The sequence below is a fragment of the Tellurirhabdus rosea genome, assembly GCF_026278345.1.
GTDB lineage: Bacteria > Bacteroidota > Bacteroidia > Cytophagales > Spirosomataceae > Tellurirhabdus > Tellurirhabdus rosea.
The window spans coordinates 1,223,110-1,239,874 of sequence record NZ_CP111085.1 but is presented as its reverse complement, the minus strand read 5'-3'; the positions used below and the strand labels follow the sequence as shown (position 1 = coordinate 1,239,874).

Annotated in this window: 12 protein-coding genes; 8 read left to right on the top strand and 4 right to left on the bottom strand. The window is 57.9% G+C overall.

Annotated features, from left to right (window positions below; translation table 11 throughout):
• The first annotated feature begins 110 nt into the window (after positions 1-110).
• The 7 genes from ORG26_RS05150 (at position 111) to ORG26_RS05120 (ending at position 10,521) form a co-directional block, all read left to right on the top strand.
• Positions 111-635 (top strand): RNA polymerase sigma factor, encoded by a 525-nt coding sequence (locus ORG26_RS05150; RefSeq protein WP_266367459.1) that lies wholly within the window; start codon positions 111-113, stop codon positions 633-635.
• A gap of 94 nt (positions 636-729) precedes the next feature.
• The gene (locus ORG26_RS05145) at positions 730-1,761 is read left to right on the top strand and encodes a FecR family protein (RefSeq protein ID WP_266367458.1); all 1,032 of its coding nucleotides are present in this window, start codon (positions 730-732) and stop codon (positions 1,759-1,761) included.
• 77 nt (positions 1,762-1,838) lie between these two features.
• A complete protein-coding gene (locus tag ORG26_RS05140) occupies positions 1,839-5,240 on the top strand; it encodes a SusC/RagA family TonB-linked outer membrane protein (protein WP_266367457.1) in 3,402 nt (1,133 codons plus the stop codon).
• Positions 5,241-5,264: 24 nt separating this feature from the next.
• Positions 5,265-6,797: a RagB/SusD family nutrient uptake outer membrane protein gene (locus ORG26_RS05135; protein ID WP_266367456.1), complete on the top strand. Its 1,533-nt coding sequence runs from the start codon at positions 5,265-5,267 to the stop codon at positions 6,795-6,797.
• Positions 6,798-6,883: 86 nt separating this feature from the next.
• On the top strand, positions 6,884-7,954 hold the full coding sequence (locus ORG26_RS05130) for a glycoside hydrolase family 43 protein (protein ID WP_266367455.1): 1,071 nt from the start codon (positions 6,884-6,886) through the stop codon (positions 7,952-7,954).
• A 197-nt stretch (positions 7,955-8,151) separates the two neighbouring features.
• On the top strand, positions 8,152-9,321 hold the full coding sequence (galK, locus tag ORG26_RS05125) for a galactokinase (RefSeq protein ID WP_266367454.1): 1,170 nt from the start codon (positions 8,152-8,154) through the stop codon (positions 9,319-9,321).
• Between the two features lie 150 nt (positions 9,322-9,471).
• Positions 9,472-10,521, top strand: coding sequence for a glycoside hydrolase family 43 protein (locus ORG26_RS05120; protein ID WP_266367453.1), 1,050 nt, complete (start codon positions 9,472-9,474; stop codon positions 10,519-10,521).
• Between the two features lie 102 nt (positions 10,522-10,623).
• On the opposite strand, the gene glgX is transcribed toward ORG26_RS05120, so the two are convergent.
• The 3 genes from glgX to ORG26_RS05105 form a co-directional block, all read right to left on the bottom strand.
• Entirely contained in the window at positions 10,624-12,720 is a 2,097-nt protein-coding gene (gene glgX / locus ORG26_RS05115; RefSeq protein WP_266367452.1) for a glycogen debranching protein GlgX, read from the bottom strand.
• Between the two features lie 183 nt (positions 12,721-12,903).
• Positions 12,904-13,359 (bottom strand): ferritin-like domain-containing protein, encoded by a 456-nt coding sequence (locus ORG26_RS05110; RefSeq protein WP_266367451.1) that lies wholly within the window; start codon positions 13,357-13,359, stop codon positions 12,904-12,906.
• An 86-nt stretch (positions 13,360-13,445) separates the two neighbouring features.
• Positions 13,446-14,153, bottom strand: a complete 708-nt coding sequence (locus ORG26_RS05105) for a YiaD family glycine zipper/OmpA-like lipoprotein (RefSeq protein ID WP_407704826.1) — start codon at positions 14,151-14,153, stop codon at positions 13,446-13,448.
• A gap of 770 nt (positions 14,154-14,923) precedes the next feature.
• Between ORG26_RS05105 and ORG26_RS05100 the strand changes: the two genes are divergently transcribed.
• A complete protein-coding gene (locus ORG26_RS05100; protein WP_266367449.1) occupies positions 14,924-15,211 on the top strand; it encodes a hypothetical protein in 288 nt (95 codons plus the stop codon).
• Positions 15,212-15,351: 140 nt separating this feature from the next.
• Here ORG26_RS05100 and ORG26_RS05095 read toward each other — a convergent pair whose 3' ends face one another.
• Complete coding sequence (locus ORG26_RS05095; protein WP_266367448.1) at positions 15,352-16,632, bottom strand: beta-propeller fold lactonase family protein; 1,281 nt, start codon at positions 16,630-16,632, stop codon at positions 15,352-15,354.
• Positions 16,633-16,765 lie beyond the last annotated feature (133 nt).

Genomic DNA, 16,765 nt, shown 5'->3' with positions numbered 1-16,765 from the left:
GTTTTCTGTAAAGTAGTCTGTCCGCCTTTTCCATGAACGAGTACGCCCAAGTGCCTGATGCTGAGCTATGGAACCACTTTCGGCAAGGAAGCCGGACGGCGTACGCGGCTATGTACGAGCGTTATGTGCAGGTTTTGTACAACTACGGCTACAAGATCGCGCAGGACTCCCAACTGGTCGAGGACTGCCTTCAGGACGTGTTTCTGGCGCTGCTGGAATACCGCGAACGGCTTTCTCCGACCGACTCCATTAAATTTTATCTCTTCCGGGCGCTGCGCCGCGAAATCGTCCGGAAATTAAGGGAAAATGATCGGTTTTGCTCGGAAGAGGAAGCCGATTTTCGCGCCGTTTTTGGCGTAGACGGCACCTGGCTGGACGGTCAGGTGGCCCGCGACCAGATCGACGAACTGCTGACGGCCCTGAATCTGCTGCCGCCCCGGCAAAAAGAAGCCGTCCACCTGCGCTACTTCGAAAATCTGAGCTACGAGGAAATTGCCGGTGTAATGGGCATCGAGCAGTCTTCGGCTTACAAAGTGATTTACAAGGCGATCGACAACCTGCAGCGCCGCTTCGTTCCTGCTTTTCTCCTGCTGTTGCAACAGCTTACATTGCCAGACACGCACCCCGGTCGATAACTTCTGCCGCTGCCCGCTATTTTTTTTCCAGAGCGGCGGGATAATTTGCTCCCCGTTTTTCATTTGGTGTAAACAAACCAAGAAATAATTGAACATGGAGCAGCCCGACTATGGCCGTTATACGCTGGAGGACTTCCTGTTTGACGACGATTTCAGACAATGGGTCACCAATCCGGATGCCGAACAGACGTTGCACTGGCAGCGGCTCGGTCGTCAGCATCCGCATCTGGTACCGCTGATGGAGCAGGCCCGCGGGCTGATTCCGGCGGTCAAGGTGAACGTGGACACTCTGCCGGTCGAAAGCAAACAGCGAATCTGGTCGGCCCTGAACACCCGCTTCGAGGAGGTGGCGGCGGGGCGTCAGGTTGCTTTCCGGCCCAGTTACCGGCGCGTCTGGGCGGTGGCGGCTTCGGTGGCGCTGCTGATTCTGACGGCGGGCTGGTGGCTGCTGGTGCGGCCTTCCGGAACGGAAACCGTCCGGACGAATTACGGAGAAACCCGCACGGTGACGCTGCCCGATGGTTCGGAGGTGAAGCTGAACGGCAATTCGATGCTCCGGTTTGCCCGCACCTGGGACAACAAAAAGGCGCGCGAGGTCTGGCTCGAAGGCGAAGGATTCTTTCGGGTTCGCAAAAAACAGACCCCGGACGGCAGCGTCAAATTCGTGGCCCATACGGCCAAGCTCGACATCAGCGTCCTCGGCACCCAGTTCAACGTAAACTCCCGCCACGGCCAGACGGCCGTGACGCTGGTGGAAGGCAAGGTCCAGCTGATGGAGCGCAGTTCCCCCCAACGGCGCGTTATCGAACTGCGACCCGGTCAGCAGGCCCGGCTGGAAAAGAAAGAGGAGGGGGTCCGGGTAGCCCGGGTCCGTACAGAACTGCACGACGCCTGGACCCGCGACCAGTTCGTTTTTGAAAGCACCCCGCTCTTCGACATCGGTGCCATGCTGCATGACACTTACGGACTGGAGATCGTCTTCGCCGACGAGGCTCTGGCTGACAAGCGCTTTACGGGAAACCTGTCCCGCCAGAATCTGGAAACGCTGCTGGAAGTGCTGGCCGCCACCTACGACCTGGAGGTGGTCCGGACGGACCAGCGGGTAGAGTTCCGGCCCAAACCCTGACCGCGGCCCTACCCCTGACAGGGTAAGGGATTGATGAAAGAACGATGAATAAACAGCTTACTTAATTCCTATCTACCATGAACAAACGAGTACTTCAGGTAGCTGTCCTCTGCGCGGCGGTTTGCGGCGCTTCGGGGATACCCCAAGAAGCTTCGGCGCAATTCTGGGCCAGAGCGCAGGCTCCCCGGATGCCGCAAACGATCGAGGCGAATCCCGGCAAACGACCGCAGTCGCTGAAACGCATACTGAACGAACTGGAAACCCGCTACCGGGTCACTTTTGCCTTTGACGAATCGCTCGTGCAGGGCCGACAGGCCGTAGCCGTGTCCGGACGGACCCTCGAAGAAAGTCTGACGCAGGTGCTGACGCCGCTGGGCCTTCGTTACCGGAAAGTAAAAGACAACATTTATGTGGTGCTGGAAAGCGAAAAACCCGCCGCAACCCCTTCCTCTGCGGCGACCAGTGAACCAAAAAACGCCGTCGCCCAGGCAGTCGTTCGTAGAATCACCGGTACGGTGACGGACGAAGCGGGGGTTGGCCTGCCGGGCGTGAACGTTTTGGAAGAAGGAACCACCAACGGAACATCGACCGACGCCGAAGGCAAATTTGCGCTCAACGTCTCGGACGAGGCCCGGCGGCTGGTCGTGTCGAGCATCGGCTACCAGTCGCAGACCATCGACATCACCAGCCAGACCACCCTGGCCGTACGGCTGGTGGAGGATAACCGCACGCTGAACGAAGTGGTAGTGGTGGGTTATGGCACCCAGCGCCGCGGCGACCTGACCGGCGCCATCGGCATCGTGCAGCCCGAAGAAATCAAGAAAGTGCAGACGGCCACCGTCACCGAACAGTTGCAGGGCCGCATTGCCGGGGTCAACGTGACGACGACCGGACGGCCGGGCGGGCAGGCCGATGTCAAAATTCGGGGAATCGGCTCGTTTGCCAATTCTAACCCGCTGTACGTCATCGACGGATTACAGGTCGGCACGCCCGGTCAGGCGTTCAACCCGGCGGATGTAGAGTCGATTCAGGTGCTGAAAGATGCCTCGGCCACGGCGCTGTACGGCTCGCGGGGCATGAACGGCGTCATCATCATCACGACCAAACGGGGCAAAAGCGGCACGCCGCGCGTCGATTTTGCGACGTACGCGGGCGTGCAGAGCATCCCGAAACGACTCGACCTGATGAACGCCCAGGAATACATCGCCGCCAACCGGGTTGCCTACCAGAACGCCGGTCTCCGGCCCCAGGCGCTGCGGACGGATGTGGATACCGACTGGCAGAACGAGTTTTTCAAAAACGGGCTCATCAACGACAACACCGTGACCGTGTCGGGCGGCGGTACCAACGCCAACTACCTGATTTCGGCCAACTTCTTCAACCAGGACGGAACGGTGGAGGGACCGAATTTCAAACGCTACCAGATTCGGGCCAATACGGGCTTTACCAAAGGCCGCTTCCGGATCGGGCAGACGCTGAACATCGGGCGGACGTACGAAACCCGGCTGAACGGCAACCCGTTCATCGACCTCATGCGCATGCTGCCGACCATTCCGGTGCTGGACCCGACCAACCCCGGCGGCTACGGCATCGGCGACTCCCGCGGACTGGACGGCGCAACGGCCAGCAACGGGAATACCTTCGGGACCAACCCGATTGGAGCCCAGCGCCTCATCACCGACACCCGGCAGGCCAACCAGGTGCAGGGAACGCTGTACGGCGAGGTCGATATTCTGCCGTTCCTGACGTACCGGATTCAGGGCAGCCTCGAATATTATTCGTACTACGATAAATACATCCGCCGGTACGGCCGCCTGAGCCAGAACGCACCGCTGGACCCCAACCAACTGCGCGAACAGCGGGGCGAAATCTTCAATCCGCAGATCGAACACCTGCTGACGTTCAACAAGGATTTCGGCAAACACCATGTGGACGCGCTGGCCGGGTATACCTTCTACACGACCAACGACCGTTACACCCGGGCTACGGTCAGCGGGCTTTCCAACGATTTGTGGGTGCCGCGCCTGGGAACCATCTCGCCCCAGGTCGGCGGGGAGGAATTTGCCAGCACCCTGATTTCGTACCTCGGCCGGGTAAACTATTCGTACGACGGTAGGTATCTGGCGCAGGTCAATTTCCGCCGCGACGGTTCGTCGAATTTCGGGGCGAACAACAAGTACGGGAATTTCCCGTCGGTGTCGCTCGGCTGGCGGTTGTCGCAGGAGCCGTTTTTGCAGAATACCACGGCGGTGAGCGACCTCAAACTACGGGCTTCGTACGGCGTGGTCGGCAACCAGGCCATTCCGCCCTACGAAATCCAACAGTTTATCCGGTCCAACGTCAACTATGTGCTGGGGCCTAACCAGACGATTGTGCCGGGGGCCACGAACCTGCGGCTGACGAACCCGAACCTGCGCTGGGAAAGCAAACAGCAGATCGACTTGGGCGTGGACGCCGCTTTCCTGAGCAACCGTCTGACCGTCACCCTCGATTATTTCTACGCCAAATCGACGGACCTGCTGACCCGCGTGCCCATCCCGATTACGGCGGGCAGCACCGGCGACAACCCGTTTGAAAACATCGCCTCCGTCGAAAACAAGGGCATCGAACTGCAACTGGGGTACACTAACAAAACGACCACCGGCCTGCAATACGGCCTGACAGGAACTCTGGCGGCCGTCCGGAACAAGGTTCTTGGGCTGGTGCCGGCCAACAACAACCAGCCGATTTTTGGCTGGGGCAACGTTACGCGCACGGCGGTCGGGCGGTCCATCGGCGAATTCTTCATGCTGAAACAGGAAGGCGTTTTCCAGACCCAGGCCGAAATCGACAATTCGCCGCAGCGGGGGCAGGGCTTTACGCCGGGCGACATTCGCTGGGCGGACACGAACGGACGGGACGAAAACGGCAACCTGACCGGCCAGCCCGATGGCGTCTTCAACGCCGAAGATGACCGCACGTACGTCGGCAGTCCGTTCCCCAAATTCGAGTATAGCCTCAACGCCACGGCGGCCTGGAAAGGCTTCGATGTGACGGCTTACTTCTACGGCGTGCAGGGCAACTCCATTTTCAGCCCGATGGCGTACTGGCTCGGCCGCTACGACGACAACGGCAACTATTTCGCTGACGAGCCGTTCTGGACCGGAGCGGGCACGTCCACCACGAACCCGAAACCCGTTATCGGCGACCGGACGCCCAACGCCTTCTTCAACACCACGCGTTGGCTGTCGCCCGGATCGTACCTGCGGCTGCGGACTTTCCAACTGGGCTACACCGTTCCGGCGGGCCTGCTGCAAAAGACCCGGGCCATCAGCACGTTGCGGGTGTACGTGGCGGCGCAGAACCTGTTTACCATCAGCAAATACAAGTTCTACAACCCGGAAGTCGTCGGGCCGGATGGCACATTTGGCCGGGGCATCGACGACGGCAGTTATCCCGGTTCCCGCGTGATTACGGGCGGATTGCAGGTAAGTTTTTAGTCGGTTTAAACGTTTTCTATCTGTATGAAACGATTCTGGTATCCCATGACCCTGTTGCTGACCGGTGCGCTCACGCTCGCCTGTTCCGACAAGGCTCTTGATAAAGTAAGTCCCAATGCCCCGACCGTCGAGACGTTCTGGAAAACGGCCGACGACGCGATTCTGGGCGTGAACGCCGCCTACGGCAGCCTGCAGCAGTTCGGCGTAGACCGCTGGACCTTGTTCACGTTCGACATTCGTTCGGACGAAGGCTACAGCCAAAGCCCGTGGACGGAGTTGTCCAACATTTCGAAGTTTGTCACGCCGAATTACAATCTGGACCCGCTGGTGGAAGCCTGGCGCGACCATTACCGGGGCATTCACCGGGCCAACCAGGTGATTGCCTATGTGCCGCAGATTCAGATGGACGAGACGCTCCGCAACCGGATTGTGGGCGAAGCGAAGTTCATCCGGGCGGTGCTGTACTACAATCTGGCCCTGCAATGGGGCAATGTGCCGCTGGTGCTAACGCCGCAGGCCCCGAACGAACGCCCCGACCAGGTTCCCGAAGCGCAGATCTGGGCGCAGGTCGAGAAAGACCTGACCGAGGCCAAAGCCGTCCTGCCCGCGCAATATACCGGCGACAACATCGGCCGGGCTACGAAGGGCGCGGCCACGGCCATGCTCGGCAAAGCCCTGCTCCAGCAGCGCAAATGGCAGGCCGCCGCGGCGCAACTGAAAGAAGTGGTGGACCTCTCGCCCCAGATTTATGATTTGGTGCCGAATTACGCCGACAACTTCACGGCCACCAACGAAAACAACAAGGAGTCGGTCTTCGAGGTGCAGTATTCGAGCGCCAACCGGGGCGATGAGGACGAAGCGGGCGGCACGGAAGGCTCCGAACGGGCGCAGTTCTTCGGGGCCCGGGGCGTCGGCTGGTCGGATGGGCAGCCGACCAAGTGGCTGTATAATCAGTTCCAGAAAGAGAAAACCGTGACCGGTCAGACGGACCCGCGTCTTGACGCGACGATGTGGTACTACCGCCCGAACGACCCGACGAACCTCATCTACGGCCAGTCTTTCGAGCAGCGCGGCTTTGGTGCCGATGATCGTTTCTGGAGAAAATACCAGAACAACTACGCCACCGGCAGCGAAAACTATTTTTCGCCCATCAACAACCGCATGATCCGGTTTGCCGACGTGCTTCTGATGTACGCCGAAGCGCTGAACGAACAGGGACAGACGGCGGCGGCCATTCCGCTGGTCAACCGGGTGCGGGCGCGGGTCAACCTGCCTGCGCTGCCGCTGACGCTCTCGCAGGCCGACGCCCGCGAACGCATCCGCAACGAGCGGGTGCTCGAACTGGCGGGCGAAAGCGTCCGCTGGGCGGATATGAAACGCTACGGCATTCTCGGTCCCGAAATTGCCGGGCCGGATGCGGGCAAGAAACTTCCGGCCAACGTCTCTAACTTCGATACGGAATTTGAAAACTTCGTGAAAGGCAAGTCGGAACTGCTGCCGATTCCAACCCGGGAAATCGACGCGAACCCGAAGATTAAGCAGAACCCGCAGTGGTAAAACGACCTGAACCGCGGCTAGGACGGCACTGATGATACAGACTAATGAATTATAGTGAAGGAAACGACCGGCTTCGGCAATTACGTATGAAAAGAGTGGAATCTGGCCTAAAGCGGACGTTCCTGATTAATCTGTTAATCTGTGTCATCCCGGTTCTGACAGCCTGCCGGGACAGGAAAAGCGATACGCCGACGCCACCGGTGCCGTCGGCCAATACCTTTCTGAACCCGCTGCTCAACAGCGGCCCGGACCCGTGGGTGGTGCGGCATGACGGCTGGTACTACTACTGCCACACGGTCGGCAACGGGGTGCGGCTCTGGAAAACCAGGCGCATCAGCGAGCTGGCGGCGGCTGAGAACCGGCTGGTCTGGCAGCCCGCCGCCGGGGAGGCGTTCAGCCGCAATGTGTGGGCTCCGGAACTGCATCGGCTCGACGGCAAGTGGTACCTCTACGTCACGGCCGGGTCGGGCGACAACAGTACGCAGCGGCTTTGGGTCCTCGAAAATGGGTCCGACGACCCGTTGCAGGGCACCTGGACGATGAAAGGCCAGCTGACGCCGCCCGAGAACCGCTGGGCCATCGACGCAACGGTGGGCGAAGTGGCCGGGCAGCGCTACGTGGTCTGGTCGGGCTGGGAGGGAACCACCAACGTCCGGCAGGACCTGTACATCGCCCGGCTGGCCAATCCCTGGACCATCGACGGGCCGCGCGTGCGGATTGCCCTGCCGGAGTACGAATGGGAAAAAGTCGGCGACCCCGACGTGAACGAAGGACCAGAATTTTTGCAAAAAGGCGGAAAAACGTTTCTGATTTACTCAGCGTCCGGCTGCTGGACCGACGACTACGCGCTGGGTATGCTGTCGCTCCGCGCGGGTGCGGACCCGATGGATGCCCGGTCGTGGCAGAAAGCCGCCCAGCCGGTTTTTTCGAAAGCGCCGGAGTCCCGGGCCTTTGGTCCGGGACACGGCGGATTTTTTTCGTCGCCCGACGGCACCGAGGACTGGATGATCTACCACGCCAATCCGATGCCGGGGCAGGGGTGCAACGATACCCGTTCGCCTCGTATTCAGAAGATTAGCTGGACGACCGACGGCGTACCCCAGTTTGGCCGCCCCGCGCCGGTGCTGGAACGACTGGCGCGGCCGGGAGGGGAGTGATTGAATGACTGAATGACTGATTGACTGAATGACTGATTGACCGAATGACTGATTGACTGAATGTGTGAATCAGCAACCCGTCGCTCAATCAGTCATTCAGTCATTCAATCAATCAGTCATTCATTCAGGAATTGTCTGTTTTTTGAGGAATAAACTTTCTTTTTGTTGTTTTACGGAGACATCCGTATCCAAGTTACATGCAACAGAATCCCTACGTCGACCGCGTCACGGCGCGATTTGCTTCCCAGTTTGGTGCTCAGCCCCAGCTTGTCGTACGCGGCCCGGGCCGTATCAACCTCATTGGCGAACATACCGACTACAACGGCGGCTTTGTAATGCCCGCCAGTATCGACAAAGAACTCATTTTCGCCATTTCTCCGACGGAGGGCAATACCTGCGAAGTTATCGCCGAAAACCTGAACGACTCGTTTACGTTTAGTACCGACCGGCTGGAAAAGTCGCGGAAAGGCTGGCCGAATTACCTGATGGGCGTTGTGGACCAGATGCACAAGGCGGGTCGCCATCCGGGCGCGTTCCGGCTTGTTTTTGGGGGCAACATTCCCACCGGCGCGGGGCTTTCGTCCTCGGCGGCGCTGGAGTGTGGGCTGGCGTTCTGCCTGAACGAGTTGTATCGCCTCGGTCTGACCACGCTCGAAATGGTGAAGCTTTGCCAGGCGGCGGAGAATCAGTTTGTAGGCGTCGCCTGCGGCATTATGGACCAGTTTGCGTCGATGCAAGGTCGCGAAAACTCGGTCATTCAACTGGATTGCCGGTCACTGGATTTTAACTATTTCCCGCTCGAACTGAACGGGTACATGCTGCTGCTCTGCGACACGGCCGTCAAGCACTCGCTCGGCAGCAGTGAATACAACACGCGGCGGCAGGAGTGCGAACAGGGAGTTGCCATTATGCAGAAGAAATACCCGCAGGTACAGCTTCTGCGCGACGCCACGCCCGCGATGGTAGAAGAGTTTCGCTCCGAAATGCCGGCCAATGTGTATGATCGCTGTAAATATGTAACTGAAGAAATCGAACGGGTGCAAGTAGCTTCCGAGCTTCTGAATCAGAACGACCTGAAGGGGTTTGGTCAGAAGATGTACGAAACGCACGATGGCCTGCAGCACCTGTACCTGGTGAGCTGTCCGGAACTGGATTTTCTGGTTGATCAGACGCGTGACGACGAAACCGTACTGGGTGCCCGGATGATGGGCGGCGGCTTCGGCGGCTGTACGATCAACATTGTGCGGGAGGACGCCGCAGAAGCGCTGGTGGCCCGGCTCAGCGAGGCGTACCAGAACCAGTTCGGCATTACGCTCAAAACGTATCCTGTCCGGATTACCAACGGCACCGGCCCTGTCGGCGGATGAAAGCCCCGGCAGCGGCTCTTATAACGCAAGGCTGACACCCGGTCAGTGGCCTGCTTTGCCTTTCTCCTGAACCAAAAACGCTTTCCCTGAATCTTTAACATGGCCAGCCGCTGTCGGGGTCTGCGACCGCCGACAGGGCTTTTCAGATGTATGAAAAAAATCCTTTTTGCGCTTTTCATGGCGACGGCTTCGCTGTCCGCCCCGGCCCAGACAACAGCGCCGCAGTCCGGGACCTTCGCCAACCCCCTGCTGCCTATGGGCCCTGACCCCTGGAATATTTACCGGGACGGTTATTATTACTACACCCACACGACCCAGAACAACATCACGCTCTGGCGGACGAAGTCGCTGGCGGACCTGGCGACGGCGGAGAAGAAAGTCGTGTTTAGGCCCCCGGCCGGAACGGCCTATAGCAAGGAGCTATGGGCACCCGAGCTGCATTTTATCGACAACAAATGGTACCTCATGTTCGCGGCGGATGATGGGCGCAACCGCAACCACCGCCTTTGGGTGCTGGAAAATACCGCCGCTAACCCGCTCGAAGGAACGTGGACCCTGAAAGGGCAGGTGAAAACACCCGATGACAAATGGGCCATCGACGGGTCGCTGTTCTACCACAAAAACAAGCTTTATCTGGTCTGGTCGGGATGGGAGCGGGACGAGAACGGACAGCAGGACATCTACATCTGCCGGATGAAAAACCCCTGGACGGCCAAAGGCAAACGAACCCGCATTTCGACACCTACTCACGAGTGGGAACGCAACGGCACCATTCCGAGGCCCGGTCCGGACGACAAACCGGTGGTGCTGGTCAACGAAGGACCGCAGCCGCTGGTGCGCGACAACCGCCTTTTCATCATCTATTCGGCCTCCGGCTGCTGGACCGACAGCTACGCGCTCGGGATGATTTACACCAAAAAGAATAAAAACCTGCTCAAGGCCAGCTCCTGGACCAAGCATCCCGAACCGGTTTTCAAAGCCGTGAACGTGAAGGGAACGCACGCGGCGGGGCACAACTCATTCTTCAAATCGCCCGACGGCACGGAGGACTGGATTCTTTACCACGCCAACCCGGAATCGGGCCAGGGCTGCGGCATGCAGCGCTCCCCCCGCGCCCAGCGCTTCACCTGGACGGCTGACGGAATGCCGGATTTCGGCAAGCCCATCGCGGCAGGCGTCGCACTGCCGGTACCTAAATAAATGATTGAATGACTGAATTTTGAATGATTGATTGGCTTCGCAGTGCTTAAATCAGCGGAGCCAATCAATCATTCAAAATTCAGTCATTCAATCATTCAATCATTACGCTTTCAGCAGCACCAATGACCGGCCCGGCAGGGGGAATTTCCGTCCGGCGGGCAGGGTTTTGGGGGTGAGCCCTTCGGCGGTGTTTACCATGACTTTCCAGTTGCGGGATTCCGGAATTCTGGGCAGGTGGAACGAGACGGGTTCCCAGAAACTGTTGATGAGTAGCAGCAGGCGCTCGTCTTCCAGCACATGACCCATTTCGTCCTGCTCTTCTACGCGGGTGCCGTCGATGAACAGTCCGAAGCAACGGGTGATGCCGCTGTGCCAGTTCTCTTCGGTCATGACTTCTCCATCCGTGCGGAGCCATTCGATCTCGTCGGTCGTGTAGAACTTTCGGCGGCGGAGCAGTCCCAGGTCTTTCCGGAGGGCAATGACCTGACGGGCAAAGTCAAACAGTTCCTGCTGCTTTTCATCCCAGCTCCAGTTAAACCAGCTGATTTCGTTGTCCTGATTATAGGCGTTGTTGTTGCCGCCCTGAGTCCGGCCGCATTCGTCGCCCATCGTCAGCATCGGGGTGCCCTGGCTCAGGAACAGCGTCGCGAGGAAATTGCGCTTCTGCTGTTCGCGGAGGCTGATGATTTCCGGATCGTCCGTGGGGCCTTCGGCGCCGCAGTTCCAGCTCCGGTTGTCGTCGTGGCCGTCGCGGTTATCTTCGCCGTTGGCTTCGTTGTGCTTGTCGTTGTAACTGACCAGATCGTGCAGCGTGAAGCCGTCGTGCGCCGTAATCAGGTTGACGCTGTTGGCCGGCTGGCGGCCGTCGTTGCCGTACAGGTCCGGACTACCCAGCAGCCGAAGCGCCATTTCGTTCGCCTGTCCCTCGTCGCCTTTCCAGTACGACCGGATACAGTCCCGGTATTTGCCGTTCCATTCCGACCAGCCCACCGGAAAATAGCCCACGTGGTAGCCCTGAATATCCCAGGGTTCGGCGATAAGTTTTACCTGACGAAGAATCGGGTCCTGATGCACGGCATCGAGGAAGGCCGAAATCTGCCCGGCGGCATTGAGGCTATGCGACATGGCCGAAGCCAGGTCAAAGCGGAAGCCATCCACGTGCATTTCCGTCACCCAGTACCGGAGGCTGTCCATCACCAGTTGCAGCGTCCTCGGATGCGTGATGTTGACGGTATTGCCGGTGCCGGTATAATCCATGAAGAATTCGGGGTTCTGCTCCACCAGCCAGTAATAGACCGGGTTGTCAATGCCCTTCATCGACAGCGTCGGGCCGAAACGGTTACCCTCCGCCGTATGGTTGTACACCACGTCCAGGATGACCTCAATGCCCGCCTTGTGCAGGGCTTTCACCATTTCCTTGAACTCGTTCACCTGCTGGCCCCGGGCGCCGCTGGCCGAATACTGGCTGTGCGGAGCAAAGTAACCGATGGAGTTGTAGCCCCAGTAGCTTTCCTGCGTGTACTGGTGAACCGGCATCAGTTCCACGGCCGTAATGCCCAGCGCTGTCAGGTAGTCGATGGCTTCGGGCGAGGCCAGACCGGCGTATGTTCCGCGAATCTTCTTGGGCAGAGTCGGGTGCTGGGCTGTGAAGCCTTTGACGTGCAGTTCGTAGAAAATCGTCCGGTTCAGCGGGATGTCCGGCCGCTGGTCATCTTCCCAGTCGAACGAATTGTCGATGACGATGGACTTGGGCATGTGCGGCCCGCTGTCGGTCGTATCCTGAATGAGGTAGCGGTCGGGCGAATCACTCTTGCTGTTGTAACCGAGCATCGACGGATGGTGCTTCACCGGTCCGCTGATCGCCCGGGCGTAGGGGTCGAGCAGGAGTTTATGTTTATTGAACAGAAAGCCGCTGGCGGGGTCAAACGGGCCGTCGACGCGGTAGCCGTATAACTGGCCGGGCTTGATATCTTCCAGATAAATGTGCCAGACGAATTCGGTATGCTCCGTGAGGTCGATGCAGTGCGTAGGCTCCTTCAGATTGTCGGCATCGTAAAGGCAAAGCGTAACGCCCGTGGCGTGTTCACTGAACAAAGCAAAATTGACGCCTTCCTCATCACAGGTAGCGCCAAGCGGGTAAGGTTTACCGGGCCGCGAGCGGACCGATTCTTCCGTATTGACAGATATATTATTTTCCATAGTTGACAAAAATTGAATGGGGATTTATGGTTTATAGTTGCTCTGCTTTCTAGTATCGTTGTGTAAAGCAGAGCAACTATAAACCATAAACTGTAAACTATTTATTTTCTACAAAACAAGCCCTTGTTCCAGTGGAACAAGGGCTGTTCTCCCCACCTCCATTACTCCTCTGTTTTTTGGTACTTAGACTACGTTTGCCAGGCGCGTCATGGATGCATGCGCGGCCTCGATCCGTTCCTTCTGACGCAGCAGCAGCTCGCGGCTGCTGGCCATCAGGGTAGTGCTTTGCAAAATATCGTTATAGTCGTCGACCGCCACGCCGTCGCCGCGCTTGCATTCTTCCACCACGGCCTTGTCGTCGTTGCTCGAAAAGGACGATTTCAGGTTCAGCCAGGCGCGGTGTAGGTCCGAAGCCAGGCTGGTGCTGTCGTCGGGCTGGCCGCCAAGCGTCCGGATTTCCCGGTCGATTTCCATGGCAAATTCGCTGCGCTGCCGCGACTGAGCCAGAAACAGGCTTTTCAGTTCGGGGTCTTTGACGTTTTCAGAAGCTTCCTGGTAGCCCCGTTCGCCTTCGCGGGTACGGGTCAGCAGCTTGTTCAGCCGGTCTATCAGTTCGCTGTTGCTGTTATTGACGTTCATGATCTTATTTGGTGTGAATTGGTTCGTGTTTTAAAGCGCAACGGCTTTGCGAAGCCGTTGCGCGGACTCGTTCCGGAGAACGAAAGTTATAGATCGCCTTTTTCGGCGGCTTTCTTGAGCTTGTCGTTGGCGAAGATGGCTACCTCGACCCGGCGGTTTTTCGACCGTCCGTTTTCGGTTGAGTTGTCAGCCAGCGGCTGCGACTCGCCGTACCCTTTTTCTTCCAGGCGATTGTTGGCAATGCCTTTGCCCTGCAGGTACTTCACCACTTCTTTGGCGCGGCGCTCGGAAAGCTTCATGTTGTATTCATCCGAACCCTGCGCATCGGCATGGCCTTCGATGACGACGTTGGTGTCGTCGTATTTCTTCAGCGTTTCGGCCAGTTCATCCAGGTTTTTCTTCGTCGTCGGCTGCAAGTCCGATTTATTGACGTCGAAAAGCAGGTCAGAATCAAACGTAATCTTGATGCCTTCACCTACCCGTTCAACGCGGGCATTTTCGAGGCCCCGCCGCAGTTCTTCAGCCTGTTTATCCATCCGACGGCCGATCAAAGCCCCGGCTGCACCGCCCACAGTGGCTCCCAGAATGGCTCCGACGGCCGTGTTACCGGACCGACGACCAATGACGCCGCCCGCTACGGCACCGGCACCGGCACCAATAGCAGCTCCACGCTGGGTTTTATTCGTATTGTTCTTAACCGATTTACAACTTGTCAGCATATCGACCGACAGCATACTGCCGGCTAATGCAATTGCCACTGCCTTCACTTTCAGGGTATGGCTGCTCACTTTCATACGCTTCATAGGTTGGTTGTGTTTAATGACTGCCAAAATTGATACCAGACTGATTCTCAATACGAAAGGTGTTTTTGTAATCGTTTGTCGATCAGTCGGTTATTAGAGTAGGGGCGACAAAAATGGTTTAAAACGCCCTCCCAAATTTGTCTGATAGTGTAGACGCGGCAGCCGCAAAGTGGGGAACAGACTCTACAATCCAGCCTTTTTTCTTCCCGGTGTCAAGCCTGTCATCATCCGAACGAAGCGCTGGATAAATCTTGCTTGACAATCGCCTGTATATCCGGTTTATTTGTTACTATAGTTTGCATATAGGTCACTCGAACTTATAAGGGAATGTTCATAAGTAAGCCTGGTTCGCAAACAAAGCTCGATATTGCCCTGTCAGAAGCGCGCCGGTCCCAGTTCCCGACGCTGCATCAGGCAATCGAGTGCGCCAACCTTCGTTTCAGCACCGGCGAGAACCAGTGGATCGTCATTGGCGATAACGGTGCGTATTGGGTCGTCTCTCCTTCTTCCGCCCGCCAACTGGTTAGCGCGGGATATAGTCTGGCTTTCGGAAATTAACATCCGGCCCGTTTTCGCTCCTGTAGAGAGTACGCTGTACACCAGAAATGGAAAACAGCGCTACCTGCCGGAGCGGAAACGGGCCGAATGCTTTTGGGAATAATTTTTGCCCGAACGGGACTATACAGTAACGTTTCGACTATCCTACTGAACCAGTATAGACTAAGCCCGCTCTCCTGCCGTTTACCAGGAAAATCTGTAGTATGCGTTTACGAATTCTAACCCGGACTCTGGCGACCGTTGGTTGCCTGTATGCGCTCAGCAGTTGCATGGCCCCCAACTGCCCGATCAAAAGCTGTCATGTGCGGAAAGAACACCGGCACGGGGGCGTGGTGTACCGGGGCGTTCTGGTAGGTTCGATGCACGGCCCGGGCTGGTGGCTGTCCAACCGGCGCGGCGAAGGAGTCGCTTCCTCATCCGCCCGCGAAAGCAAAGGACCCAAGCAGAAGAAACCAAAATTCAAAAAGGTATTCGAGTGGGAGAAACAATAAACAGTTAAGAGTTAAAAGTTAAGAGTTAAAAGTTAAGAGTTAAAAGTTAAGAGTTAAAAGTAAGGCTCCGCTCCATCAGATACCTGACGAGGCGGAGCCTTACCGCGGCGGCGGACCGCTCTTAACTCTTAATTCTTAACTCAAAAAACTTTGACGGTGTGGACGCCGCGGGGGACGCTGATTTTGCCCGGCATGCGTTCCAGGGAGGGCTTGTCGCCTTTGTTGACTTTGAAGAATTCGATGCCGCCCATGCGGTCGCCGTAATCGACGTATTCCGATACCCCAACGGCGATGGCGTTGCCGCTCTTGTCGAAATCCACGCTTTGCGGCGCTACGCCTTCCAGCGGATACTCATTGGCCAGCGCCAGTTGTCCGTCTTTGCCGATGCTGTAAACCGAAATGGAGCTTTTGCCCGCCGCCGGATTGCCGTACGGCTGGTACGACTGGTTGGCGTTGACCACCACCAGCGTAGCACCATCCGGGCTGACGGCCAGCGCTTCGGCGCTCTCGCCCGCGGCCGTGGTGCCGACCAGTTTATGTTCACCCGGCGTATCTTCCGTGCTGAACTGCACCACCATGATCTCGCCTTTGCCCGCGCCCTGACCGCTGGCTTCTTTCTTGATGTCCGAAACGATGAAGAAATTCCCGTCCGGGGTAAAGCGGCCCGTAGCGGGCATCGTGCCGACTTTCACGGTTTTGCCGTGCGGCGCCAGGGTCGGCTTTCTGGTCTGGTCCAGCGTCATTTTCAACAGGCCCACTTCGCCGGTACCGGCCACGGTGTAGGCGATGAACTGGCCGCTGGGATGCCAGGCCAGGTCGGTGATTTTTTGTCCGGCAACGGGCGAGGCCGTCGTCAGGTTGCGGGTCGGTTTGCCCGTGTTGTCAAATTCCAGCAGACGGATTTCCTTGCCGGCGTCGCCCGAGCCAATGACGAGCATCGTGCCCTGCGGGTTCATCGACACCGCCGAAGGCGCACTGCTGAACGAGGCTACTTTGACAGCGGGTTTGAGCGGCTGGGTCATGTCCACGATGAACAGGCGGGCGGCGGCGGGATAGTCCTTCATGCCGTTTTTCAGCGTGGTGAGGCTGTCGGAGATTTGTCCGTACCCTTCCAGAACGAACGCAAGGCGCCCGTTGGGAGTGACCGCGGCGGCTTTGTCGTACAGCGCGGCGGAGTTGGATACGCCCAGAGAGGCCATGTTCTGCCCGTTCCGGTTCAGCGGGAACGTCACGATGGTCATCTGGTCGCGGTTGTTTTTCCCGCGGTACAGGTTGTTATCAACAAGGGCCGAAGGCGTCATGTCGGCATCCGACAGGGCCAGAATGCCTTTGGCCTGAAACTGAATCGGACCCTGCTGCGCAAAAGCACCGCCGGTCATTAAAGCCGCCAGAACGGCCGCACTAAAACGGAATTTTTTCATGCTGAAAAGTAAGGATTGTGTTACGTATTGATGTGCTTATCCGGAATTAGGTATCTCGCAAATATAACCGAATTAGGAAAAGAACATAGCACTAAACGCCGCGGGGACAGGCTTTATTTTAGGCAAAAAGCCC

Excerpts from the sequence above, each read along its gene's own strand:
- ORG26_RS05130 (WP_266367455.1), top strand. The coding sequence starts at position 6,884 with ATGAAAAGAGTGGAATCTGGCCTAAAGCGGACGTTCCTGATTAATCTG.
- ORG26_RS05100 (WP_266367449.1), top strand. The coding sequence starts at position 14,924 with ATGCGTTTACGAATTCTAACCCGGACTCTGGCGACCGTTGGTTGCCTG.
- galK (WP_266367454.1), top strand. The coding sequence starts at position 8,152 with ATGCAACAGAATCCCTACGTCGACCGCGTCACGGCGCGATTTGCTTCC.
- ORG26_RS05150 (WP_266367459.1), top strand. The coding sequence starts at position 111 with ATGTACGAGCGTTATGTGCAGGTTTTGTACAACTACGGCTACAAGATC.
- glgX (WP_266367452.1), bottom strand. The coding sequence starts at position 12,720 with ATGGAAAATAATATATCTGTCAATACGGAAGAATCGGTCCGCTCGCGG.
- ORG26_RS05095 (WP_266367448.1), bottom strand. The coding sequence starts at position 16,632 with ATGAAAAAATTCCGTTTTAGTGCGGCCGTTCTGGCGGCTTTAATGACC.
- ORG26_RS05145 (WP_266367458.1), top strand. The coding sequence starts at position 730 with ATGGAGCAGCCCGACTATGGCCGTTATACGCTGGAGGACTTCCTGTTT.
- ORG26_RS05120 (WP_266367453.1), top strand. The coding sequence starts at position 9,472 with ATGAAAAAAATCCTTTTTGCGCTTTTCATGGCGACGGCTTCGCTGTCC.
- ORG26_RS05140 (WP_266367457.1), top strand. The coding sequence starts at position 1,839 with ATGAACAAACGAGTACTTCAGGTAGCTGTCCTCTGCGCGGCGGTTTGC.
- ORG26_RS05110 (WP_266367451.1), bottom strand. The coding sequence starts at position 13,359 with ATGAACGTCAATAACAGCAACAGCGAACTGATAGACCGGCTGAACAAG.
- ORG26_RS05135 (WP_266367456.1), top strand. The coding sequence starts at position 5,265 with ATGAAACGATTCTGGTATCCCATGACCCTGTTGCTGACCGGTGCGCTC.
- ORG26_RS05105 (WP_407704826.1), bottom strand. The coding sequence starts at position 14,153 with ATGAAAGTGAGCAGCCATACCCTGAAAGTGAAGGCAGTGGCAATTGCA.